Origin of the sequence: Robertmurraya massiliosenegalensis JC6, assembly GCF_000311725.1 — a bacterium.
GTDB classification, from domain to species: Bacteria; Bacillota; Bacilli; order Bacillales; family Cytobacillaceae; genus Robertmurraya; species Robertmurraya massiliosenegalensis.
The window spans coordinates 80,310-105,258 of the sequence record NZ_HE978515.1 but is presented as its reverse complement, the minus strand read 5'-3'; the positions used below and the strand labels follow the sequence as shown (position 1 = coordinate 105,258).

The 24,949-nt window shown below is 36.7% G+C and carries 19 protein-coding genes; 15 read left to right on the top strand and 4 right to left on the bottom strand.

The genetic code is table 11. The features are described from left to right. Positions 1-288: 288 nt before the first annotated feature. Positions 289-2,382 carry a formate dehydrogenase subunit alpha gene (fdhF, locus tag BMSHG_RS16825; protein ID WP_316245674.1) on the top strand — a complete coding sequence of 698 codons (2,094 nt, stop codon included), beginning with the start codon at positions 289-291 and terminating at the stop codon, positions 2,380-2,382. Positions 2,383-2,455: 73 nt separating this feature from the next. Here the strand turns inward: fdhF and BMSHG_RS16820 are convergent, their stop codons facing one another. Then, positions 2,456-3,184, bottom strand: a complete 729-nt coding sequence (locus BMSHG_RS16820; protein WP_019155628.1) for a hypothetical protein — start codon at positions 3,182-3,184, stop codon at positions 2,456-2,458. Positions 3,185-3,369: 185 nt separating this feature from the next. Here BMSHG_RS16820 and BMSHG_RS16815 point away from each other — a divergent pair, with 185 nt between their 5' ends. The 7 genes from BMSHG_RS16815 to BMSHG_RS16785 all read left to right on the top strand — a co-directional run bounded on the left by BMSHG_RS16815 (position 3,370) and on the right by BMSHG_RS16785 (position 8,468). Beyond that, entirely contained in the window at positions 3,370-3,561 is a 192-nt protein-coding gene (locus tag BMSHG_RS16815; RefSeq protein WP_019155627.1) for a YbxH family protein, read from the top strand. Between the two features lie 101 nt (positions 3,562-3,662). Then, positions 3,663-4,139, top strand: a complete 477-nt coding sequence (locus tag BMSHG_RS16810) for a hypothetical protein (protein ID WP_148346974.1) — start codon at positions 3,663-3,665, stop codon at positions 4,137-4,139. A gap of 238 nt (positions 4,140-4,377) precedes the next feature. Then, positions 4,378-6,054, top strand: coding sequence for a DUF6044 family protein (locus BMSHG_RS16805; RefSeq protein WP_019155625.1), 1,677 nt, complete (start codon positions 4,378-4,380; stop codon positions 6,052-6,054). A gap of 17 nt (positions 6,055-6,071) precedes the next feature. Beyond that, a complete protein-coding gene (locus BMSHG_RS16800) occupies positions 6,072-7,109 on the top strand; it encodes a glycosyltransferase family 2 protein (protein WP_019155624.1) in 1,038 nt (345 codons plus the stop codon). After that, entirely contained in the window at positions 7,063-7,485 is a 423-nt protein-coding gene (locus tag BMSHG_RS16795; RefSeq protein ID WP_019155623.1) for a GtrA family protein, read from the top strand. The genes BMSHG_RS16800 and BMSHG_RS16795 overlap by 47 nt, the downstream gene beginning before the upstream one ends. A gap of 249 nt (positions 7,486-7,734) precedes the next feature. Beyond that, positions 7,735-8,061 (top strand): SCP2 sterol-binding domain-containing protein, encoded by a 327-nt coding sequence (locus tag BMSHG_RS16790; RefSeq protein ID WP_019155622.1) that lies wholly within the window; start codon positions 7,735-7,737, stop codon positions 8,059-8,061. Between the two features lie 206 nt (positions 8,062-8,267). Further along, positions 8,268-8,468 (top strand): hypothetical protein, encoded by a 201-nt coding sequence (locus tag BMSHG_RS16785; RefSeq protein WP_019155621.1) that lies wholly within the window; start codon positions 8,268-8,270, stop codon positions 8,466-8,468. A 62-nt stretch (positions 8,469-8,530) separates the two neighbouring features. Here the strand turns inward: BMSHG_RS16785 and BMSHG_RS16780 are convergent, their stop codons facing one another. Beyond that, positions 8,531-9,031 (bottom strand): MerR family transcriptional regulator, encoded by a 501-nt coding sequence (locus BMSHG_RS16780; protein WP_019155620.1) that lies wholly within the window; start codon positions 9,029-9,031, stop codon positions 8,531-8,533. A gap of 242 nt (positions 9,032-9,273) precedes the next feature. Between BMSHG_RS16780 and BMSHG_RS16775 the strand changes: the two genes are divergently transcribed. Continuing rightward, positions 9,274-12,261 (top strand): PD-(D/E)XK nuclease family protein, encoded by a 2,988-nt coding sequence (locus tag BMSHG_RS16775; RefSeq protein ID WP_019155619.1) that lies wholly within the window; start codon positions 9,274-9,276, stop codon positions 12,259-12,261. Beyond that, positions 12,254-15,436, top strand: a complete 3,183-nt coding sequence (locus BMSHG_RS16770; RefSeq protein WP_019155618.1) for a UvrD-helicase domain-containing protein — start codon at positions 12,254-12,256, stop codon at positions 15,434-15,436. The genes BMSHG_RS16775 and BMSHG_RS16770 overlap by 8 nt, the downstream gene beginning before the upstream one ends. A gap of 34 nt (positions 15,437-15,470) precedes the next feature. Here the strand turns inward: BMSHG_RS16770 and BMSHG_RS16765 are convergent, their stop codons facing one another. Both BMSHG_RS16765 and BMSHG_RS16760 read right to left on the bottom strand, forming a co-directional pair. After that, positions 15,471-16,838 carry a methyl-accepting chemotaxis protein gene (locus BMSHG_RS16765; protein ID WP_019155617.1) on the bottom strand — a complete coding sequence of 456 codons (1,368 nt, stop codon included), beginning with the start codon at positions 16,836-16,838 and terminating at the stop codon, positions 15,471-15,473. Positions 16,839-16,958: 120 nt separating this feature from the next. Beyond that, the gene (locus BMSHG_RS16760; RefSeq protein WP_026073497.1) at positions 16,959-17,498 is read right to left on the bottom strand and encodes a ribonuclease H-like YkuK family protein; all 540 of its coding nucleotides are present in this window, start codon (positions 17,496-17,498) and stop codon (positions 16,959-16,961) included. Between the two features lie 270 nt (positions 17,499-17,768). Here BMSHG_RS16760 and BMSHG_RS16755 point away from each other — a divergent pair, with 270 nt between their 5' ends. The 5 genes from BMSHG_RS16755 (at position 17,769) to BMSHG_RS16735 (ending at position 24,754) form a co-directional block, all read left to right on the top strand. Next, positions 17,769-20,306 carry a helicase-related protein gene (locus BMSHG_RS16755; protein WP_019155615.1) on the top strand — a complete coding sequence of 846 codons (2,538 nt, stop codon included), beginning with the start codon at positions 17,769-17,771 and terminating at the stop codon, positions 20,304-20,306. Positions 20,307-20,470: 164 nt separating this feature from the next. After that, positions 20,471-21,283 (top strand): YitT family protein, encoded by an 813-nt coding sequence (locus BMSHG_RS16750; protein ID WP_083879390.1) that lies wholly within the window; start codon positions 20,471-20,473, stop codon positions 21,281-21,283. 99 nt (positions 21,284-21,382) lie between these two features. Then, positions 21,383-22,810: a D-alanyl-D-alanine carboxypeptidase/D-alanyl-D-alanine endopeptidase gene (gene dacB, locus BMSHG_RS16745; RefSeq protein WP_019155613.1), complete on the top strand. Its 1,428-nt coding sequence runs from the start codon at positions 21,383-21,385 to the stop codon at positions 22,808-22,810. Positions 22,811-23,078: 268 nt separating this feature from the next. After that, the gene (locus BMSHG_RS16740; RefSeq protein WP_019155612.1) at positions 23,079-23,867 is read left to right on the top strand and encodes a hydroxypyruvate isomerase family protein; all 789 of its coding nucleotides are present in this window, start codon (positions 23,079-23,081) and stop codon (positions 23,865-23,867) included. Then, positions 23,864-24,754 carry an NAD(P)-dependent oxidoreductase gene (locus BMSHG_RS16735; RefSeq protein ID WP_019155611.1) on the top strand — a complete coding sequence of 297 codons (891 nt, stop codon included), beginning with the start codon at positions 23,864-23,866 and terminating at the stop codon, positions 24,752-24,754. Before BMSHG_RS16740 ends, BMSHG_RS16735 begins: the two co-directional genes overlap by 4 nt. The last annotated feature ends 195 nt before the right edge of the window (positions 24,755-24,949 follow it).

Genomic DNA, 24,949 nt, shown 5'->3' with positions numbered 1-24,949 from the left:
GAAATAACAGGAAAAATTCCTGCTATTCCCTCAAAAAAAGCCAAAATAAACGATTTTGCTCTCCATAAGCGGAAAATCTTCCGTTATTTCTCCTAAAAGGGACTCCGTTGAGGAGATAACAGGAAAAATTCCGCTTAAGGGTGAAAGATGTTTGGAACGAATGAGACGAACCGAAGCTTCCTACATGTTGTAGAAGCTTTTTTTCTTGAGTCAATGATTTTTTGCAAAGTTCAAAATAACTACTAAAATTCGTCAAATTTTTAATTGATTTTTCGCTAGAATGGGAGTATGGGAAAAGGAGGGAATAAAATGGTAGCTACAGAGAATAACACGGTAAAAACGATTTGCGGTTATTGTGGAACAGGTTGCGGGCTCCTAGTAGAAGTACAGGACAATATCATTACTAAAATTAGGGGAGACAAAGAAGCTCCTGTTAATAAAGGACAGACCTGTGTAAAAGGTGCGTTTGCTTATAAATATGTACATGCTGATGAGCGATTGAAAAATCCTCTCATCCGTCAAGATGGAAAGTTAGTTGAAACGACATGGGATACAGCTCTTCAGTATATAGCTGATAAGCTTTCGCATATTAAGAATCAATTTGGTCCAAATGCGATCTCAATGTTCGCATGTGCTCGTTCGACAAATGAGTCGAATTATGTAACACAAAAATTCATGAGAGCGGTTATGGGCAGTAATAATATTGATGGTTGTAACCGAACGTGACACGCTCCAAGTGTTGCCGGTCTGGCAACGATGTTTGGCAGTGGTTCGCCAACGAACACACTGGACGATTTTGAAGAAGCGGATGTTCTTTTATTGATGGGGTCAAATACAACTGAAGCCCATCCGATCATTGCGAACAAAATGAAGAAAGCAGCAAAACAGGGGTTAAAGATCATCGTCATAGATCCGCGGAAAATAGATATGACAAAAGTAGCCCATAGCCATCTTCAGATTGAGGTTGGAACGGACATTGCTTTAATGAATGGAATGATGCATGTCATTATTGAGGAAGAACTCTTCAACACAGAATGGGTAGAAAGGCATACGTCCGATTTTGAAAATTTAAAAGCTCAAGTTAAGTCATTCACGCCTGCTTATACATCGAAAATAACGGGTTTAAGTGAAATAGACATTGTCGAGACGGCACGAGATTATGCATCCTCAAAAAATGCCATGATTGCCTATACTTTAGGCATAACGGAGCACCACTGTGGTGTGAATAATGTTTTTGATATCGCAAATCTTGCATTGCTCACCGGTCATATTGGCAAACGTGGAAATGGAATCATGCCGTTACGTGGCCAGAACAATGTTCAAGGAGCAGGGGATATGGGCTGTCTTCCGAATATGATTACAGGTGCACGTCCAATTACCGATGATGAATACCGTAAAAGATTTGAAGATCATTGGGGTGTCACGATCAATAGTAATGTTGGGGATACGCAAACAAGAACATTTGAACGGATGGAAATTGGAGAAGTTAAGGCTTTGTATATTATTGGGGAGAATCCTTTACTTGCAGATGTACATTTGAATCATACAGCAAAATTGTTCAGAAACCTTGATTTACTCATTGTTCAGGATATCTTTTTAACGGATACGGCTAAACAAGCAGATGTCGTTTTGCCAGCTAAATCATGGGGTGAGGTTGAGGGAACATATACGAATACGGACAGACGTATTCAGCGTGTGAGGGAAGCGGTGAAAGCGGCTTTAAATGTAAAGGAAGATTGGGAAATCTTATGTGATTTAGCAGCTCGTCTTGGCTATGATATGAATTATCATAATAGCGAAGAAATATGGGAAGAAGTTCGTTTACTTGCTCATGAAATGTATGGCGGTATCACGTATGAACGTTTGGAAAAAGAATATGCGATTCATTATCCATGTCCACATGAAGATCATCCTGGAACATTTGTTCTTCATGAGAGATTCCATCAAATGAATGAAAACACTCGTAAATCATCATTTGTGCCAGTAACGTATACACCACCAATGGAACAACCTGATGAAGATTATCCATTTACGTTAACTACGGGTAGACGGTTAGAAAGTTATAATACCCACACTCAAACAAGACATTATGCACCAGGAGTTAAGATCAAACAAGCAGAAGAGACTGTTGATATCCATCCTGATGATGCAGAAGCTTTAGGAATCGAAGATGGAGAAGTAGTTGAGGTATTTTCAAGAAGAGGAAAGCTATCTGTAAAAACGAAAATTACAGAACAAGTAGTGCCAGGTTTAGTATTTATGAGCTTCCATTGGACGGAGGTTCCAACCAATGTACTGACTTTAAATGAGTATGATCCCATTTCAGGAACGGCAGAATTTAAGGCGTGTGCAGTCAATATTCGAAAACTGAACGCTGTTTAATGTGACATTGTAGTATTCGGAAAAACTAAATCTTATGACCCCCTTTCAAAATACTTTTGAAAGGGGGTCATCGTTATTTCTCCATTTTTTCTTTATCTTTCACATCGGTATTAATAAAGTATCTTTGAATCGGCTTTGTAATTCGACTGAAATGTCCTTCTAATTTTTCTAATATATGAGAGGTTCGCTCAAAGATAATCGCTCTTAAATTGTCTATCTCGCTATTTACCTTTTTAATAAGACCTTCCTGTTGATCAAGACGTTCCATTACTGTAGTATGGTACAATTCTTGAACCTCCATTTTTTTCGAAAAGTCTTCATATAGCTCCTCATGCTTCTTCAATTGTTCGGCTACTGAATCTTGTTCCTCAAGATTCGTGCTGATTTTTGTTAACGCATCATCATGAGTCGATTGTTGATTTAAAATGGCTTCAGTTAAAAGACTGTCTGCTTCTAGTTTCTCCATTAAGGCTATACTTGTTTTCTCAACGCTTGAAATTCTATCTAAAAGTTGTTTCTTTGTCTCCTCCTGCCGAATTAAATATTCCTTTAGCTGATTGGAGAAGTTCTCTTGATCCTGAAGTTTCACAATCATTTGATTGAGCGTATGTTGCTGATTGTCATTGCTTCTTTTGAGAGACTGATTTACTTTTTCAACAGAATGAGTCAACGTCTTATTGATTGATGATTGTTCTTCAAGAATATTCTGCAAATAATTCAACTTAAATATTTGTTGATTTGAAGAGAGCGATGCCTTTTTCTTTGGAAGATATACTTGAGGGTTGACCTCTTGACTTAACATATGGATATTTCACCTCTTTCAATAAATTCGTACCCGCTTATAGTTTTTACGTGGTTGGGGAAGAATGTAATTTTGACTGTGTCCTACACTATGTTATGTAATAAAACGAAAAAACGAAACCAATGCTTGCTTAATCATGTAAGATGTCTAAAAAAAGCTTAAAGCAAATAAAAGGAGTTGATCAAATGGGGGCTATTGATCGAAACGGTTATAGATTCGAACCAGAATATAGTGTCATTAACCAGGATGGGGCCATTCATGTGTATCAAGATGGGGAATTTGTTGAGGAAATTACATTTCATTTTAGTGGTAAGTATCCTGAACCAAGCTTAATTGAAGAAATTGTGGAAAATTATTGCCAAAAGCATAATATCTAAAATCGGGTGAATATGAATCGTGAAAATTTGAATTCTCATAATAGATACTGAGGTGGTATTAAGTGAAAAAATGCCTGTTTAGTTTAGGATGTCTTTTCTTTTTGTTTCAACCCATACATAGCAATGCTAAAAAGAACGAGATATCAGAAGAATGTAAGAAGATGGTTGAAGAAACAAAAGCCGAGTATATCAATTTAGTCAATAATGATGTTTTAGCAAGCTTTGATTTATTGGAAAATAAAGTGGAGAATAATCTTTTATATTTCACTGCAAGTGATTTGTGGAAGAATGAAATGCTGACGGGGAAAAATGAGACATTTGATTCATTAAAGGAATTGATGGCAGGTAAGTATCGAGGTGAAAAAAGGCTGTATTTTATAAATCATGATCCGAGCACTGGCTACATTCTCTACAAAGATATTGACAATAATAATATTATGTTAACTATAAAAAAAGAATCCAATAAATGGGTTTTAGCAGATAAGGAAATAAAAGAAGGTAAAGATATCGTTATAGAGACGACAAAATGCGATGACCAGCACTTTATGCAAAAAATGTTTGATAACTTATATCCTTAAGGAAAATCGATAAGGGTTATATGTTAACGTATAAACCATTCTACAAAATAAAAGTAGAATGGTTTTTTGTGTGCTTTGGTTGTTGAATTTTGGAATAGTATTCAAATGATTTGTAAACGATAAACCTACATAGCTACAGGGTTGGAGTGCGTACGGATCCAATTCGACTGGATCACCTTATCAAAAGTCAACGATTGAATTAGAATTTGTTACAGCACATATCGTTTTGAGGTGTAACATGAAAGGACGATGGAGAGTAAATGAAAGAAGATTAATTATTTTTGCACTTACGATCATCACTTTATATTTGTCACCGCTTTTGATTCTTGGTGAGAATGCCCATATTAGAGTGCATGATAATTTAGATTCAAATTTAGCTTGGTACCAGATTCTATCAAACAGTGGTGAAATGTTCGGTAAAATCGATTCAACGATTCCACAGGTGATGAACGGATTACCTAGGAATGCATTAGGCTCTGAATTAACGATGATTGTTTGGTTCTATCACTGGTTTCCAACAATGATTGCTTACATGCTAAGTCAAGCCTTAACAAGATTTATCGCTTTTTTTGGCATGTATCTACTGTTAAAAAAACATTTTTTACCTGAGTGTAAATGGTCTTCTATTTCAATCGGAGTGGCGTTAACTTTTTCGCTTACGCCATTTTGGCCATCTGGAATGCTGAGCACACTTGGTATGCCACTTGCCTTATGGGCATTTTTGAATATACGAAAGGGAGAAAGAAATTGGCGAAATTATGTTGTGCTGACACTTTTGCCATTTTATTCGAGCTTTGTGTTAGGATTCTTTTTCTTTTTATTCGCAATGGGGATATGGTGGTTTATTGATGTTATTCGTAGGCGAGTAATCAATCTTCGTTTCCTATTGTCGATAGCGTATATGACTTTAATGTATTTACTAGTCGAGTATCGTTTAGTAGGTTCCTTTTTTTTAATTACTGATCCGAATAGTCGCGACGAATATTTCCATGCAAGACTATCTTTATGGAGAGTAATTCGTCTTACCTTCAAAAATTTTATATTAGGTCATACGCATGTGATGACCGTTCATGGACTCGTCATTTTACCTGTGATTTTACTTGCCTTGTATATGGTTTTTGCGAAGAAATTGTGGAAAAAAGAACGAGTGTTTTCGGTACTATTCATGATTAACTTTGCATTATCAACTTGGTATGCATTTTGGTTCTATAAAGGATGGTTACCGTTAACAGAACGTTTTCACGTTCTTGATACTTTTAATTTCGCCCGTTTTCACTTTTTAAGACCATTGATCATTTATGTGAGCTTTGCACTTGCGATAAAAATATTAGCAGAGCAACTTGTTCGTCTAAAGAAAGGGATCCATCTCTTTATCATTGCACAATTGATTGTCTTGTTATTATTTAATGATGAGATTGTCTATCATCGTAAACCAACGGTAAAAGAGTTCTATTCCGTAGAGTTATTCAATGAGATAAAAGAGTTTATAGGAATGCCAGTCGACAAATATCGTGTCGCAAGTATTGGTCTTCACCCAGCTATATCACAGTATAACGGCTTTTATACCCTCGATACGTATAACAATTTTTACCCTCTTTCCTACAAATATCAATTTAGAAAAATAATTGCAAAGGAACTGGAAAAAAATAAGACGATCCGAACGTATTTTGATGAATGGGGAGGTCGCTGCTATTTATTTTCAGCTGAATTAGGAAAACACTATATGTTTAAGAAACATTCAAAAAGAACGTTGAAAAATTTAGAGCTTAATATTGAGGCATTTAAAGATATGGGTGGAAAGTACATATTTTCTGCAGTCCCTATTGAAAATGCAATTGAAAACAGGCTCCATTTGGACAAAATATTTTCAAGTAAACAATCTCCGTGGAAGATCTATTTATATAAAGCGATGTAAGTATTTAGGAGGTAAATATGAACGAACCAATTCTTACAATTGTCGTCCCTTGTTATAACGAAGAGGAGGTGCTCTCCTATACTTTTGAAGAATTAAAAGGGCTTATGAATGAAATGGTCGAGGAGGGACTCGTTTCCAATAGAAGTAAGCTTTTATTTGTAGACGATGGTAGTGTTGATCAAACTTGGAAACTCATTTATAAAGAATCGCTCCAAAATGAGTTTGTAAGAGGCTTAAAGCTCTCAAGAAACGTTGGTCATCAAAATGCACTATTGGCTGGGCTATTTAAAGCAAAGGAATTATCTGACTGCGTTGTCTCCATTGATGCTGATCTACAAGATGAGAGTGCAGCGATTAAAGAGTTTCTCAAAAAATATAAAGAAGGTTATGAAATTGTTTATGGAGTCAGAAAAAAAAGAGATGCGGATACCTTTTTTAAAAGAACGACTGCGCAAATATTTTATAAATTGATGAGAGCAATGGGTGTGGATTTAGTGTACAATCATGCTGATTTTCGTTTAATGAGTAAGCGAGCGATTGAAAAGCTTGAAGGATTTAAAGAAATGAACTTGTTTTTACGAGGCATAGTCCCATTAATTGGTTTCCACTCAACGAATGTCTATTATGAGAGAAAAGAAAGAGTCGCTGGAAAGACGAAGTATCCGTTAAAGAAAATGCTTTCTTTTGCCTTTGACGGCATTACTTCCTTTTCCGTCACACCCATTCGTTCAGTCCTCTTAATTGGCTTAATTTCATTTCTTGGGAGTTTTGTATTTGCACTTTATTTTCTTTTTTTGAAATTCTTTGGAGATACTGAGTTAGGCTGGACATCGTTAATTACCTCTATTTGGTTAATTGGCGGTCTTCAACTCATTGCAGTAGGCCTAATCGGAGAATATATTGGTAAAATTTACAAGGAAGTGAAACGACGTCCTAAATATATTATTGATATTGATGCTTTTACGGTACCGATGGCTGGTCATCTAGGAGAGAGTGGTGGACTAGAAGATGAATCCATTCTCCTTGATCATGGGAAAATATCTAACACTAACTAACTCTTTTGTTCGCTTTTTACTGGTTGGTTGCGTCAATACATTCGTTGGTCTTTCAACTAGTTTTGTTTTATTAAATGGACTTGGATTCAATTATTGGCTTGCTACATTCTTTGGTAATTCCATTGGGGCTACTTGCAGCTTTATACTGAATCGTAGTTTTACCTTTCAGAGTAATGTGACGGTTAAAAAAGCCGGTATTCGTTTTATTCTCATTGTCCTTTTTTGTTATTGGATTTCCTATTTATTAAGCGCCGTTGTAGCAGAGTTTTTTAGCTTAAATGGATTATTTACAACAAATGAATTAGCGGTTTTAATCGGCGCTTTCTTTTATACAGTTTCAAACTATTTTGGACAAAAGTTTCTTGTGTTTCGTTAAAGTAAAAAGCGAAAAGGACTTCCTAAACGGAAGTCCTTTTCTTCGAAAATTGCGGCGAATGACTGTACTCCACATAGTACATTTCCAAAAGGAATGTCAAATCGTCTTACGCAATTCAGCTCATCGCTCAACTAATATAGCATGCATTTCAAAGAAAGACAAGTTTTTCAATTGAAAATATGTTTGAAATATTGTGAAAAAGGTGAAATAATATAGTTATAATTTATGAGAGTGATAGGAGCGACACATATGTCAGTGAGAGAAGAAGTCAATAAATTTGTTGAGAAAATAAATTCAAATCCTGTTCATATTCAAGATGAGAAGGATCGAGTTTTTCAAATTGATTTAGATGAAAGTGAACTCTTTCAAATTGTTATTGAAGGGGGAAAGATTTCCATTGCGGATGGGGAAAAACATGACGCAAATGTTACGTTACGGACTTCTGAAAAAAATTTCTTAAAGTTATTGAAAGATGACCTGAATACAACGATGGCATTCATGACTGGTGGCTTAAAAGTAGATGGCAATCTTGGCTTAGCGTTAAAGTTGCAAGAGATCGTAAAAAAATATCAATAGGGCAACGTAGTTGATAGACACTCTAAATTTTCAGTTTAAGAGTGTTTTTTGATCTTGTTGAAAAATTCTTAGTAAAACAGGACTTGAATTGGTGAAATCTATGGTAATATATAGATGAAGCAATTAGATAGCATAATGCTATCAATAATATAGCAATGTGCTAGCAAAAAGATAGCGAGTGCTAGCAGGTTGGAAGGAGGGTTAAAATGGCTAATCAAACAAGAAGTCAATTGAATGTTAGAGTCTCACATGAAACATTAAAGAAATTAGATGAAATTGTTGAATTTTATCAAGAAAATACAAAGCTAGGAAAAGTGTATAAAGGTGATGTACTAGCTGATATTATTGATAAATCATATGAGGTAATGACAAAACAAAAATTAAATAAGAGACCTCATTTATCATAAGGAGCAAAACGTTCGATCTTTATCTCTAGTGGAATTTATGAGGCCTAGAAATATAGACAGAGTTAAAATCCGAAGATCGTATGAAATACAGTCTTCTTTTTTTGTTTTTTGCTTATCTCTCGATGGGGTTCTGTATGAACGTTAGCGTCGCTAAGTTGTTGGTGGAGTAAAGAGTGTAGTTCGTCGATTTGTTTGGTCAGTTGTTCAATTTCTCCTTTCAATTCTTCAATTTCACTTCGATGCTGAAGTAATTGATAGGTAACGACAGAGTCTGCTTTGTTTTCTATGCTTCTTTCTAGCTTATTAACTTTATCTAAAAGGCTGTAATGCTCTGTCTGAATTTTTACGGAACCTCTACGATTCTGTTTCTTCACTTGTATTTGTTGAATAGGAACCCCGTTTTGAATCTGTTCTTTAAATTCCTTCAATGTCTCTATATCCGCTTCGGTGTATTGATAATGCCCAAATTCATTCCGCTCCATTTCCAGTCCTAAATGTTTTACCCACCTTTGCACTGTACTGGATGAAACCCCTAATAATTTTGAAACAGCACCTGTATTCAACTTGTTTTCACCTCCATTTGATTATCTATCAATTCTCTCTTTAACTAAAACTTTCCTTTGTTGCTGACAAAACAAGTATGTATTCGTCAAAGAAAGTGGTTATACTACTTTTTTAGCAGTAGAAATAAGCAAAATTTCGCCTTGATTTTCACTAAACAACTCTTAAATATTGAAATAAAAGAGGAAATCGAACATTGAAAACCGAACTATTAATTTGAAGACTTTATAAGTGGGAGGTAGTTATGAAATCAGTCGTAAAATCCCTATACCAAGGTTGTACAAATTATCCTCTTAACGAAAAGATCATTGTCGTTAGTACATATCAAATTGGGGAACAAATGATAGAGGCTTATATTTCTGAAGGTTTTCCTGCAGTAAACTTAAAAATTAGAACCGTATATGATTTAGCACGAGAAACGGTTGAATTGAATTCTCCTGCTGAATGGAACCTATTAGAGGACATTGTAGCAGAGCAAGTGATGTACTCTTTATTAAAAGAGTTAAAAGATGAGGATAGATTAAATTATTTTTCCAAAATCGAGATAACACCTTCCTTTACTAAGTCGATCTATTCGACGATCATGACGCTTCGATTTTCAGGTTTTTCCAATGAAATTTTCCCCTTTGACTCCTTTATTAGCATAGATAAAGCGAAAGATTTACATGCGATCCTGGTTAAGTATGAATCTTATTTAAATAGAACGGGTCAAAAAGACAAGGTTAACATCTTTCAAATAGCTTTAAACGATGTAAAGCGAAGAGATGATCTCGTCTTTTTTCTTCAATCAAATTTGTCTTTAACACTTCTGGAAGAGGAGTTTCTTCGTCGTATTCTTTCAGAAGACACGTATAAGCTTTCTGTGGATCATGTTCGTGGAATCAATCTACCTGAAAAATCAAGTGTACAATCAATTAGTTGGGGTGAAAGTACTTCTCTTAGTTTCTTATACGATCTAGGGAATGCAAAAGATGAGCCCAATCTTAATTGCTTCACAGCGAAGACGGAAGAATTAGAGTTGAAAGAAGTATTGAGAAGAATCAAAGCTTCAAGTGCACGATTAGATCAAGCCGTCATCTATTACACAAATAGAGATGCCTACATTACGCTCCTCTACCATTTATCGCAAAGGCAACAAATTCCAATCACCTTTGGAGAAGGATTGCCTATTCAGGTTAGTCGACCTGGTCGTCTTATGAGTGGACTCGTATCGTGGATTAGAACAAATTATAGTGTTCAACCTCTAGTTGAAATCATTCAAGAAGGTTTACTGGACTTTGAAGAGAATGCCCCTAACAAAACAAGAATCATTCGCTACTTAAGAGATTTAAATATTGGATGGGGAAAAGATAGATACTTGCTGAATCTTGAAGAGGCAATAAACCGACTCAAAGAACAGCTAGGACCTGATGAAGAGCAGAATCAGTATTTGATAATAAAACGTAATGAACTAAATTGGCTATTGAAGTGGTTTCAAACGATATTTAAACAATTGCCTCATTTTGATGAGCGGATCAATTATGAAAAATGTCTCCGTGGCCTAGCTTTTATGCTTAAATCTTACTGCACTACCAAAGGGCAGTTACACGATGATGCGGGGAAAACAGCTTTGTTAGAGGTCTTCGAACAGGTTGGACCATATACGAATGAAAACCTCTCGATTTATGAAGTATTTGAGCGAGTTAATGATATACTTCAATCCGTTCGTATTCTAAAATCAAAACCAAAGCCCAGCCATCTTCATGCCTCTTTATACCAAAATGGGGTTTATGGGAATCGAGAAAATATATATATTGTAGGTCTAAATAATCGTCATTTTCCAGGTGGCGCAAAAGAAGACCCGCTTTTATTGGATGAAGAACGTATTCGTATCGGGAGAAATATTCCCATTTTAAGCAATTCTGGACAAGATAATCTCTATGTAATGCTACAGCTTCTAGCTCACGCTGAAGGTCAGGTAACGGTAAGCTATTGTCATTTTGATGTAAATGATAATCGCTCGGTAAGCCCAGCGTATCTTTTTCTCCAATGCTACCGATATTCAACTGGGAACTTAGAGGCTGACTTTAAGGAGTTAAAGACACTTAGTGCTTCTTTAATAACCAAAGAAATCATCGAGGAAAAGGATTACTGGTATCAAAAACTTGTAATAGACGACCCGAAAGATATTGATAGCTCCATTTTGGAGCATTATGAGAATTTATTGAATGGCTTGGAAGCTGAAAAGTCACGTCTTCTGCCTCAGTTCACAGAATACGACGGGTTGATTCACATTGATGAGAATATGTATGATCCGAGACTGAATGATAAGAAGCAAGTATCTGCGGCGAAGCTCGAATTGCTTGCGAAATGTTCTTATGCCTACTTTCTCCAGGATATACTCGGAATTCGTCCACGTGAAGAATTTTCCTTTGAGCCTTATAAATGGTTAGATCCAGCAACGCGTGGGAGCCTTCTTCATAGTATTTTTGAAGGGTTTTATAAGGCAATTCCAGGTGAAACTCCATCGGTTCAAAAGCACGAGCAGTTATTACAAGAATTAGCCAATATACTCATTCAAAGGCAAAGAGAGCTCATTCCACCGCCAAATGAACGAATTTTTAATAAAGAGGTAAAGGATATACTAGACTGCTGCAACATCTTTTTAAAAGAAGAAGAAGCCCACTGTCAGTTTTATAACCCTTTACATTTTGAATACAGTTTTGGTTTAGATGGACAAGAACCTGCAGTATTGACCCTGCCTTCAGGGGCTACCATTCATGTTGCTGGAAAAATTGACAGAGTGGATCAATCAGCGGACGGGTATTATCACATTATCGATTACAAAACAGGAAGTACATATGACTACAAAAACAACCAAATATTTAAAGGTGGACGGCAGCTGCAGCATATGCTTTATGCCTTAGCAATTGAACAACATCTAGACCTTGAAGAAGGAAAAGTACAAGAGAGTGCTTATTATTTTCCTACAGTAAAAGGAATGGCAGCACGAGTTGTTCGCAAACAGGATCAGGTAGTGCGGGAAAATGGGCTCGATATATTGGAACGATTAATAGATTTATTAAGGACTGGAACTTTTGCGATGACGAATGATGTAAATGACTGTAAGTTTTGTGATTTCCAATCTGTTTGTCGACGTCAGTTCTATGATTCAGATGTACTCGAAATGAAACAAACTGATAACAGCAAGGAATCTTTGAAACGTTATTTGGGGGTGAAAGCCTATGAGTAAAATAATTGTCGATCAATCTTCCCGTGATAAAATCAAGAATCAATTTCATACCAATTTTCTTGTTGAAGCTGGTGCAGGCTCTGGAAAAACAACAAGTTTAGTGGAGCGGATGGTCAATCTTATTTATACTGGTACAAGTAAAATTGAACAAATGGTCGCAATTACTTTCACAAGAAAGGCTGCTGATGAATTGAAGGTTCGTTTTCAGTCTGAATTAGAAAAGAGCTGGAGACAGGAAGAGAATGAAGACAAGAGAGTTCTTTTGTCAGAAGCCTTACAAAATATCGAGCGTTGTTTTTTAGGGACTGTTCATTCTTTTTGCGCCCAACTTCTTCGTGAAAGACCGATAGAGGCCAACATCGATCTTTCATTTAAAGAATTAGAAGAGACTGAAGACCTAGAACTTCTAGATGAAGCGTGGAGAGTGTATTTAGCTGAAATTGAAGAGAATAACCCTGAACAAATGGATGCTATTGATAAATTAGGGATTGCGGTGGATGAACTTTTTCAATGTTTAAGAGATATGAAGGACTACCCTGATGTCAATTGGATAACGGCATCGGATCTCGCAAAACCGGACTTGAAAACACCATATGAAACGTTTATGAGGCTTGTTAAGGAGGCGAAAAAAGCGATCCCTGAAAGAGAACCTGAAAAAGGATATGATTCGCTACAGAAAGCCCTTTTACAGGCAGTTCAAAAAGAGCGGTTTATTGATGTAGAGAAGGAAAAGGACCTGTTAGCAGTTCTTGCCCTATTTGATAAGAAGCTGAAGGCAACGCAAAACCGGTGGGATTCTAAAGAAGATGCTAAGTTTTATGAGGAGAAAATATCCGCTACCTTCGATGACCTGATAAAGCCGCAAATCCAAGCATGGAAGGAATATAGCCACCCCATTATTACAAGTTTTTTACAAGGGGCTATAAATGAATATACAAAGATTAAGAATGAAAGATCTCTTCTTAATTTTCAGGATCTACTAATTAGAGCAACTGCGTTACTTCAAGCGAATAGTGATGTTCGAAGTTATTTTCAAGAAAAATATCGTTTTTTGCTTGTAGATGAGTTTCAAGACACGGATCCCGTTCAAGCTGAGTTAATGTTTTATTTAACAGGCGAGGATATCCATGAGAAGGTATGGAGTAAATGCAAGCCGAGGGCTGGAACACTATTTGTGGTAGGAGATCCGAAACAAGCAATATATCGCTTTAGACGGGCAGATATTGATACTTATAATCGTGTCAAAGAGTTAATCGTCGCTCACGGTGGAGAAGTATTGCAGTTAACGATGAATTTCCGAACCCTTGATTGTATTACCAATCAGTTAAATCTAGTGTTTCAAACCTACCTACCAGAACAGGAAACGCCTTTTCAAGCTGCATTTCGTCCTTTGAATTCTTATCATCAAGATGATGGAAAAAGGTGGACTGGAATTAAGAAGTTGGTCGTTGTTTCAGAATACTCGAAGAAAGATGAAATCATTGCTGCAGATGCTCATAATATAGCCTATTGCATTCAAGAGCAACTCAAACAAGGCTATAAAGCGAAGGATTTTATGGTATTGACAAGATATAATGACGGGATTGAGAAATATGCTGAAGCAATTGAAGCGTTACATATTCCAGTAAGTATTAGTGGCGAAGTGATCATTGGCGAAACAAAGGAGTTTCAAGAATTAAGAACATTATTAAAGGCTTTTGTCGATCCATCTGATTCATTAAATTTAGTAGCAGTACTAAGAGGGGTATTTTTTGGTTTTAGTGACAATGACTTGTACCAGTGGAAAAAGGGAAAAGGACAATTTTCAATGTACAGCCATATCCCAGAGGGGTTACCACTTCCTATAAAAAGAAAATTTGATAAGACGTTTCGTAAGCTCCGTATGTATCAAAACTGGGTTAGAAGTTTTTCCCCAACGGTGGCAATCGAAAAAATGATCGAGGATGTCGGATTCTATCCGCTATTAATAAAAAATAATCGCAGTAAGCGGACATATAAAAGCTTAATCCAAATAATTTCTTCTTTACGCAAGTACGAATCAGCTGGTCAAACAACCTTTAAAGAAATTTTTGAGCAATTAAGTCGTTTTGTGCTTGAAAAAACCGTTGTTTTAAATATAGAAGAAGAAGCAGATGCTGTCCGTGTCATGAATGTTCATAAAGCAAAAGGACTTGAAGCACCAGTTGTGTTCCTTGCCCATCCTGCAAAAGCTGTAAAGCCAGAAGCATTTGTAAAGAAACATATTAAAAGAGAAGGTTATTATTCTGAAGGATATATCACTTTTTCCATTCGAAAAGGTTTTCAAGACCATGAAGTTGCTTTACCGATAGGATGGAAAGAACTGAAGGAAAAAGAGATTCTCTATTTAACAGAGGAAGAAGTACGTATTATTTATGTAGCTGCAACAAGAGCGGAGCAAACCCTTATTCTTAGTTCTAGTGCAAAGAATAATAGTAAAAATCCTTGGAATATGTTGTTGGGGTTGGATACTATCGAAGAAATTGAAACAGGCGAGATGGAAGAATTGAAGAATAACGCTACAGAAGTCGTTAATCTCGATGAGTATTTGGAGAAAACGAGATCAATTTCAGCATGGTTGGAAGAAGGGAAGAAGAAAACGTATGATTATTGGAGTCCAACAAAGGATAAGGATTATGCGACTGTTTCTACAATTGAAAGAGTAGAAGGTGGAGGTTTAGAATGGGGAACCATCGTGCACGAAGTGTTAGAAAAGAGTGTGAAGGGCTACGATGTGACACGTTTTATTCAATCCATTCTCCATAAATATCAATTGCCATTAAATAAAGAGGATGAACTGATTGAGATTGTTCGTAAATTCCAAAACTCTAGCATTTGGCAAGATTTAATGACAGCTGATGAAGTTCATGCTGAAATCCCATTCGCTGGATTGGTATTGAAAGATGAGCCGTTGTATCAATGGTTTGAAAATGCTGAAGCAGAAAAGATGATCATGAAAGGCGTGATCGACTTAATATATAAAACAAAAGCTGGCTGGGTGATTGTCGATTATAAAACAGACAGACCAACACATTACGAAGATTTTCAAAAGCTAAGTGATTTCTATAGCAGCCAAATACAATTCTATCAAACGGTCTGGGAAAAGTTTACGAACGAAAAAATCGTCGAATCTAAACTGTATTTTGTTTATCAATAAAGAGGAGGAGCTTTAACTGCTCCTCTCATGTTGCTTAACTTATAGCAATATCAGCACCAAGCACACCTACTAAACTTTCATCCTTATAAATGGGGAAAGAAAGGGTGATACAAGACTTCTTTGTTAGTGCAGAAATATAAACCTCAGAAACATATGGTTGACCTGATAGTGCTTGAGTAAACCATGGACGTGCCTTTGCGTTGACGAGACCAGCTGGCGGATTTGAATAGACAAAGGTTCCGTCTAGGTTATTGCTCCAAAGCGCTTCTAGATCTTGAAATTTTTGAAGCGTTTCATCAAAGATTGATTGATGGCTATCTGCATTCATTGATTGAATTTCATCGCTTTTTAGGATCTGGGCTAGATTATTTCTCGTTTTTTCGATGACGGAAATATCGACAATTTTTGTTGAGTTTTCATTATGATGGACAAGGCTTTCCAGTTCAGTGGATGTACTCATTAACGAATCACTAATCGTTAACATTTGTTTGACGTTTTCATGTTGGGCATCCATATCATGATTGACTCGCAAAACACCATCCTTTGTTTCGACCGAAAGTTCGGTAATGCGTTCAAGTAATTGAACAATCTCTTGAATATTCTCAGACTGTTCGCCAACAGCTGTAGTTGAGTCTGACACCATCTTTGTTATTTGTGTTAAATTTCCTTTGAAAGATTCCATATAGTTTAAGATATTTCGTAACTCTAATGTACCTACCTTGACTTCTTCGGTCTCGTTTTCAACCATTTGTGTTGAAATCTTAATTTCTTCTTGTATTAGATTTAAGTTTTCTCTCGTTTCTTCTACAGCTAGTGAAGTTTGATTCGCTAGTTCGCCAACTTCGTTTGCCACGACAGAAAAACCTCTTCCGTGTTCCCCAGCTCTTGCCGCTTCAATGCTCGCATTTAATGCTAATATTTTTGTCTTTTGTGATATAGATCCGATTGTATGTACAATTTCATGAATTTTTTCAGAAAATTTAACAAGGTGATTCATTTGTTGAAGGAGTGTGTTATGACTGTGACTTAATTCCTCGAATTTATTTTGTAAAGCATGAAATGAGTTCCATGAAATATTTAAATCGTCCTGTGATGCACTTGCTTTAGAAAATATCTCTTCGGAAGAAGCTGATATATTTAATGCTGATGATTCAATGGTTTGCATTTTCTCTGCTACTTGCAGCGTATAGCTAACTGTTTTTTCACTGTGAGCTAGTAGTTGACTAGTGCTGTCTTTACTCGAATTAGAAGTTCGCTCAAGTTCCTTTGTAGCGATTTTTACTTGCTCAACTACTCCATTTAATTGGTCAACAGCTACTTGAATCTGCCCATCAATACGGTGATCTAGCTTGGTGATTTGCTCCAATTCGTTCTCTTTTATATTTTTTTTAAAAAAGAGCATTAAGACCCCTCCTTCATGTTACTTTTCCTAACATTAGTATAATACAAAAAGTAACATAAAGGATGAGAATCTTTCTAATATTTTGTTACTAGTAAATAATCTTCGATTTTTGTCCATTTTTCATTTCGTGTACCGATTGGCATAGCTTGATGCGACAAATGAGTTTGGTTTGATTTTCGGTTCAAGCCCCAGTGATTCTATTCTTGCTACCATTTCTTCTACGTAAATCCTTGTTTTGTTACGTTTGCCGGCTCCGATATCAATATGACCTTCCATTGAAAACGTAGCCCCTTGATAGATAAATGGGAGTATGATATCGATCATATTATTCTTTCTATCTTCAGTAAACAAAGCTACTATTTCTTCTGTTAAGGATGTTTCCTTCGAGATTCTTTCATGTAAATGTTCCATTCTTCTACGAACATATACTCTTCGAATACACGCCCACGCACCTTTCCCCTCATTTTGAATGACGATTCCTGTAATAAAAAGGGTATAATCATGATGTACCTGTGAATCAGTGCCAATCATTAAACGATAATTACCACGGGGATTTAATTTCATAAACTTTAAAATTCGCTCGAAGACTTGTTCAAAGGACATTTCTTTTTCTTGAAGGTTTTGAAACAGGAAATGATTCAAAAGTATCTGTCCTTTCATAAAGGATGTTTTTGCACGGTTGAAATGATTCGAATGCTTTGCCATTTCGATTTTCACATAGCAGAATACCAAAGATGGAATAAGCAAGCTTTTTTCTCTGTTCTTTTTTACTTGTCAGAATAAAAAAGGTTTGTTTTTATGGATCAATTGCTACATTGTTTGAGAAACGACTCTATAAAAAACTTGTTTCTATAAACTTATGCAAGAAAGCGTTAAATTTGTTTGTGTCTTGTGGAAAGATATTGTTAAGTTCTTTAAAGGAGAGTGTAAATGTCACATTTAGAAGTGGTACATCTAGCAGCAATTGAACATACAAAGAGCAAGGTCTGGGAGGATATATATCGCTACCTGGGATGTAAGGAACAGCAACCTTCCATTGACCAATTTCTAGTTGAGCGAAAGAATTATTTGACACAAATTTGGATCAATGTATGGGTAAATAAGGCATCTAACCAGATCCCAAGAAAGGAAAAAGTGGAGTGGCTCGAAAAATTAGGATACGAAGTTGAAGGAGTTGATCGAAAGCTAATCAATCACTCCTTTCGTCAGGAGATTCGCGAATATCAACCTTTTGACGTATGGTTGTGGGTTCAACAAAGATTTGATGATCTAGAAGAATGGGATGAAATTTATAAAAAAGCACGGGAGCAATTTTTAACTAACGAAGAGGAAAAGTTACATCAAGAAGAAAAAATGAAATTGTGGCAAAAAATAGATGTAATAGTTGATGAAAGTTTAACTGACAATTATCAACTTTTTTACTTACATACCCGTTATTATATAGCTACTAACCTTGTAAAAATCATCAAAACGCAAACGAGGTATGAAAAACTTGATCTGTTCTCACTTGAAATTCCCCTTCGCAATATAGGGCATTTTCATGCAAGTGATTATTCCACCCTTCATACTTTTTTAGAGGAATTAACTGGTGATATCAGAAAAACGAGATACCGGGGCAGATATCTTTATCAATATGAGACATATCATACTATTTTTGAACAACTTATTCGAGAAATCGTGTATGACAAAGTACCACTCTTCATCTTTGAAGAACTAGGTGAGAATAGTCAAAGTATAGAGTCGATTAAATTGGCAGAAATTGAAGAATTATTAAATGAAGAATTACCTGAAATCGCAGTTGATTTTTTTAACTTAATAAAAGAAGAGTATGTAGATGATCTACTAGCATTGGCTGCTGTGCCATTTGATTCGGACCGTCATGAACAAATTCTCATGGATGATTTAGCGCAGCGAGATAAAAGGAAGGAAGAGGAGTTAGCAGCATTAAGAAGAAAGGAAGAAGAAGAGGCACGTCGGATTGATGAAATTTTTGGACAAGAGTATCAGCCGCAACTAGGGAGTAATATTCGCTATGTGCTTCATATAGGTGACACGAATACCGGAAAAACGCATCATGCTTTAGAGCAATTGAAAAAGGGCACAAGCGGACTTTATTTGGCTCCATTACGACTTTTAGCTCTAGAAGTATATGATAAATTGAATGCTGATGGAGTACCTTGTACGTTAAAAACAGGTGAAGAAGAAAAACTTACAGGAGATGCAAAGCACTTTTCTTGTACGGTTGAAATGTTTCATGAGAAAGAGTATTTTGATGTGGTCGTGATTGATGAAGCGCAAATGATTGCTGATAAGGATCGAGGTTTTTCTTGGTATAAAGCGATCACGAAAGCAAATGCACGTGAGGTTCATATTGTAGGTAGCAAAAGCTTAAAAGAAATAGTATGCAAGCTTCTAGGTAATGCAATTATCGAAGTAAGAGAATATTATCGAGACATTCCATTGCAGGTGGAGAAGCGCCTTTTCAGTCTTGAACAAACGAAAAACGGCGATGCATTAGTCTGTTTCTCACGAAAACGAGTGCTTGAAACGGCATCAAGACTACAAAATTCGGGCTTTACCGTTAGTGTCATTTACGGTAGCATGCCGCCAGAAACAAGGAAAAAAGAAATGCAACGCTTTATTGATGGTGAAACGAAAGTAATCGTCTCAACGGATGCAATCGGAATGGGCTTAAATTTGCCCATTCGACGTATCGTCTTTTTAGAATCGGAAAAGTTTGATGGTACGAAAAGAAGAAGGCTGACTTCTCAAGAGGTAAAGCAAATCGCAGGAAGAGCTGGGCGAAAAGGGTTATATGATATAGGAAAGGTAGCGTTTAGCTCAGATATTAAAGTCATGAAGCATCTACTCAAAATGGAAGATCAACCCGTAGAATCATTTGCCATTGCACCGACGGCAACTGTGTTTGAACGATTTCAAAAATATTATCGTGAGCTTGATATGTTTTTTGAATTGTGGGGGAAATTTGAAAGTCCACAAGGTACTGAAAAAGCAAGTCTTTCACAGGAAAGAGAGCTCTATCATGTCATTCGTGGAACTGAAGTAGAAGCCCGACTTTCCATGATGGATTTATATGGATTTTTACACTTGCCATTTTCAACAAAGGACCAAGGGTTAATTCATCAGTGGCGAGATACAATGTTTGCGATTGTAGAAGGGGCAGAACTACCAGAACCCGTCATTAAAAAACGTAATTTAGAAGAACAGGAATTATCATATAAAGCAATTGGACTACATTTATTGTTTTTGTATCGTCTGGATAAAAGGCTTGAAGCGCATTATTGGGAAAAAGTACGGGAAGAGTTAAGTGATGCTGTTCATGAATCAATCAAAACAGAAGTAAAGAAAATGAAGAAAAAATGTAGAAGATGTGGGAAAACTTTACCATGGGAGCATCCATATCCAATATGCGATTTTTGTCATGAGAGACGTTTGGAACGTTGGTAGAGGTAAGAAAATCTAGGGAAATTGCTTGAACAATTTACCTCTTTGTAAGAAAATAGGATTATTCGATTAATTTTGGTGAATGAATTTAACTACATAAGAGGTGTTATTGTTTGGCAAAAGTACATAAGAAAACAAAGTTAAAACGTCTTATTTTCCGCTACATTATGATCGTCATTGGAGCGGCATTTGCAGCAATCTCGATTGAGCTGTTTTTAGTACCAAATAAGATTATAGATGGCGGAGTCATTGGTGTTTCATTGTTAACCAACTATTTAACAGGGATTAATTTTGGAATCCTTATTCTCGTTATTAACCTTCCATTTTTATATGCGGGTTATAAGTATATTGGGAAGAGCTTCTTTATCTCGTCTCTCGTCGGAATTATATCTCTTTCTATTTTCGAACAGTTACTCCATCATGTTGAGGCGTTCACAACAGTTCCCCTGCTCGCCACCGTATTTGGCGGCTTGCTCTTAGGTGCTGGGGTAGGAATTGTCGTAAGAGCTGGTGGAGCCCTGGATGGTACCGAAATTCTAGGGATCCTTCTTACGAAGAAACTGCCTTTTTCCGTTGGTGAGTTTGTCATGTTCGTCAATGTCTTTATTTTCGGTTGGGCTGGTTTTGTCCTTGGCTGGGAACAGGCAATGTATTCAATCCTAACTTATTATATTGCTTCAAAGGCGATTGATGGGGTTTCACAAGGGATTCTTAATGAAACGAAAGCAGCGATCATTGTATCTGATGAATACGAGGAATTGTCAGAAACGATCGGACAAAGGCTTGGACGTGGTGTCACTAGACTGTATGGAAAGGGTGGCTATCATGATAAAGAAAAAGAAGTCATTTATGTGGTTGTGACACGCTTGGAAGTTGCAAAATTAAAAAGTATGATTTTTGAAATCGATCCGAATGCATTCATCACGATCATGGACACCCATGAAGCTCACGGTGGAAAATTCAAATCGGCTATACATTAATACTAGAAAACCTGTATCGAATCGGATACAGGTTTTATTATTTTTCCATCTTTTGGGTAAATTACTAAGTAATCATTTATTTATGGGGAAGTGAAGCCATTGAAAATTAAAATAGCTTTATTCATTTTTCTACTTACCAGTCTTTTTCCGCAAAGTTTGAGTGCAGCTAATTTGGAACAAGAACTCCAATCGATCATTCAAAATGAACCTGCTTTAAAGGGAGCGATAGTTGGCATAAGTATTCGCTCGGGGAAAACAGGGGAAATGCTGTACCAATTTAATGGTGATACTCGTTTAAGACCAGCCTCAAATATGAAGTTGTTTACGGCTGCAGCTGCCCTTTCTGCATTAGGTGAAGAACATATCTTTAAAACAGAGGTATATACTGATGGTGTCATGCATGGGAATACATTAAAGGGAAATGTATATTTAGTAGGGAAAGGTGATCCAACACTTAAGTCAGAGGACTTTCAAGCATTGGCTTCTCAATTAATGGAAAAAGGGATTAGGAAAATAGAAGGGAATCTTATTGGTGATGATTCATGGTATGATGCAGTGCGCTTGTCTCAAGATATGATTTGGACGGACGAGGAGCATTATTATGGTGCACAAATTTCAGCATTAACGGCTGCCCCTAATGGAGATTATGATACAGGGTCGGTCATCGTTGAAATTAAACCGGGCAAACATATTGGCGATAAAGCACGGATTGAACTGATACCTCAGAATGATTACATCAAAGTGTTAAATCGTATATCGACAGTCTCACCTGAAGGAAAAGCTTATTTTCACATGGAACGAGAGCATGGTAGTAATCATTTGATTTTAGAAGGGATGCTTCCGATCGCTACACCTAGAAAAAAAGAATATATAGCCGTTTGGGAACCAACAGGATATGCACTTGATTTGTTTAAACAAGGATTGAAAGCACAAGGAATTATTCTTGACGGGAAAGTACAAAGAGGTCAGTTTAAGGCAGGGAAGATTATTGCTATTCACTTTTCTATCCCATTATCACAGTTGTTAGTACCATTTATGAAGTTGAGTAATAATGTTCATGCTGAAGTCCTTATAAAGGAGATGGGAAAACAAAGATTTGGAAAAGGAAGTTGGCAAGAGGGAATAAAAGTACTTAATGAAGAACTCAAGAAATTCGGGATTAATACGAAAACACTTATGATCCGTGATGGTTCTGGTATTTCTCATATTGACCTTGTCACAACAAATGAACTCTCGAAACTCTTATATGTGATCCAAAACAAGCCATGGTTTTCAACGTACTACGAATCATTGCCTGTTGCAGGGAAAACGTCAAAAATGATTGGTGGTACGTTGAGGAAGCGGATGGCTGATTTACAGGTGCAGGCTAAAACCGGTACATTAACGACCGTTACTTCAATTTCAGGTTACACGAAGACAAGAAGTGGGGAATCGCTGATTTTTTCTGTCATCATGAATAATCTTCTAGATGAACATAAAGGAAAACAAGTGGAGGACAAACTTATCAAAGTTATTGCAAATCAATAATGAATAGAAGTAGAGCTGTGAATTTGCAGCTCTATTTATTTTTCTCTCTTTGCTTTTTTTTGTACTGAGAAGCCAGTTTTTACCCTTATATCACGGTTATGGCTATACATGAAGTGTGCGACGACAATTTTCGCTCCCTAAATCAGGCAATTTGTTTCTTATAGCTTTCCAAAAGCAATCATGTTTTTCGAAAAAGGACCTTTTAGAAAAAGGGATTCACTGACAAATGTAGAAATTAGAAAGAACAGAGTCGTAAGGAGGAACAAGAATGCGTTTTTCTGTTAATTTATCAACGATTTTCACTGAAGTTCCCTTTTTGGACCGTTTTAAGAAAGCAAAGGAAGCGGGGTTTCAATATGTCGAATGTCAATTTCCTTATGATTATGCAATAGAGGAAATTGAGGCGAAGTTAAGGGAAAACAAACTTTCGATGACATTAATTAATTGTCCAGCTGGGAACTGGGAAGCCGGCGACAGGGGCTTGGCGGTGGATAAAAAAAGAGAGGCTGAGTTTAAGATGGCAGTTGAACAGTCAATAGCATATGCAAAAAGGTTAAAGGTAGAACGTATACATTGTATGGCTGGAATTGTCCCTCAAGCTTGCCTTTATGAGGAAGCAAAAAAGACATATATAAAGAATATGGCTTATGCTGCTAAAAAGATGGCAGAGCATGGCCTTGTTCTTTTGATCGAGCCAATCAATGCTATCGACATGCCAGGTTATTTTCTCTCGTCCTTACATGATGCCCTTAACATAATCGATGAAATGAATTTACCAAATGTTAAGCTACAATATGATTTTTACCATGTACAGAAAATGCATGGTGATTTGCTATCCAACTTTCAACAACATTTACATACAATTGGTCATGTGCAAATTGCAGATTGTCCGGGGAGACATGAACCGGGAACAGGTGAAATTCATTATGGGAATATTTTTCAACATATCCAATCAAGCAGCTATGCTGGATATGTAGGTTTAGAGTATTTTCCTAAAGCTAGAAGTGAGGATAGTTTTTCTTGGTTGGGATCATCGAGAGAAGGAGCAAGTCTATGAAAATTGGATTTATTGGCTTAGGAGTTATGGGTTCGCGCATTGCGATCAAGCTTTTGCAGGGTGGTTATGATGTTACGGTGTATAATCGCACGGTAGAAAAGACAGTTCCTTTAGTGGCGATGGGAGCAGAAATGGCAGAGGATATTGCTAGCTTATCAAAAGACTGTGATATTATTTGTTGTTGTCTGTCAATGCCAAAAGATTGTGAGCGAGTATTTCTCGATCATGTAATCCCGAATGCTAATAAGGGAGCTATTTGTATCGATTTTTCGACCGTGGGCATGAAAACAAGTCAGATGATTTATCAGGTTGCTCGCAAAAAAGGAATATCGTATCTTGATGCGCCAGTGAGTGGCGGGCCAGAAGGAGTTGAACAAGGGGCATTGACGATTATGGTTGGTGGTGATGCTGAATCATTCGAAAAAGTGTTGCCATTGTTTAAACAGTTCGGAAAAACGATTGAATATTTAGGGAAATCAGGTTCTGGAAGTGTGGCCAAACTGATTAATCAATACCTTGTCGCCGTTCACACTACCGCTTCATCAGAAGCAATGGTTGCAGGAGTATCTTTCGGGTTGGATGCTGAGCAGTTATATCAATTGTTAAGAGTAAGCTATGGCAATAGTCGTATGCTTGAGCGCCATATGGAGCAATACGTCCTTGAACGAAAATTTCAGCCTGGTGGTGCCGTAAAATATGTTCATAAGGATGTAAAATTGGCGAATGAACTATTTTCTCAAACGGGGATCAAACATAAATTAGGGGATCATGCTGAGGATGTATTTTTTCATGCGATTGCTAAAGGGCTAGGGAATGAAGATATGTCTGCTGTTATCAAGCCATTGGAGAAACAGTGTGAGGTGGAAGTGAAACGTCAATCATCATGAATTAAAGAGGCTGGGACATAACTAGCTTCAAATTCACCTTTCTCTATTTTTGTATTAACGCCAGACCTTCGATTTTCCTCATACAAAAAATCGAGTGAAACGAAAATTAGCCTTCAAGAATCCAACCGATTTCCGTTTTGTCTAACTTTCTACTACAAGACCCTATTTTGCGCCAACCAGCTCTCACCCTTAAGC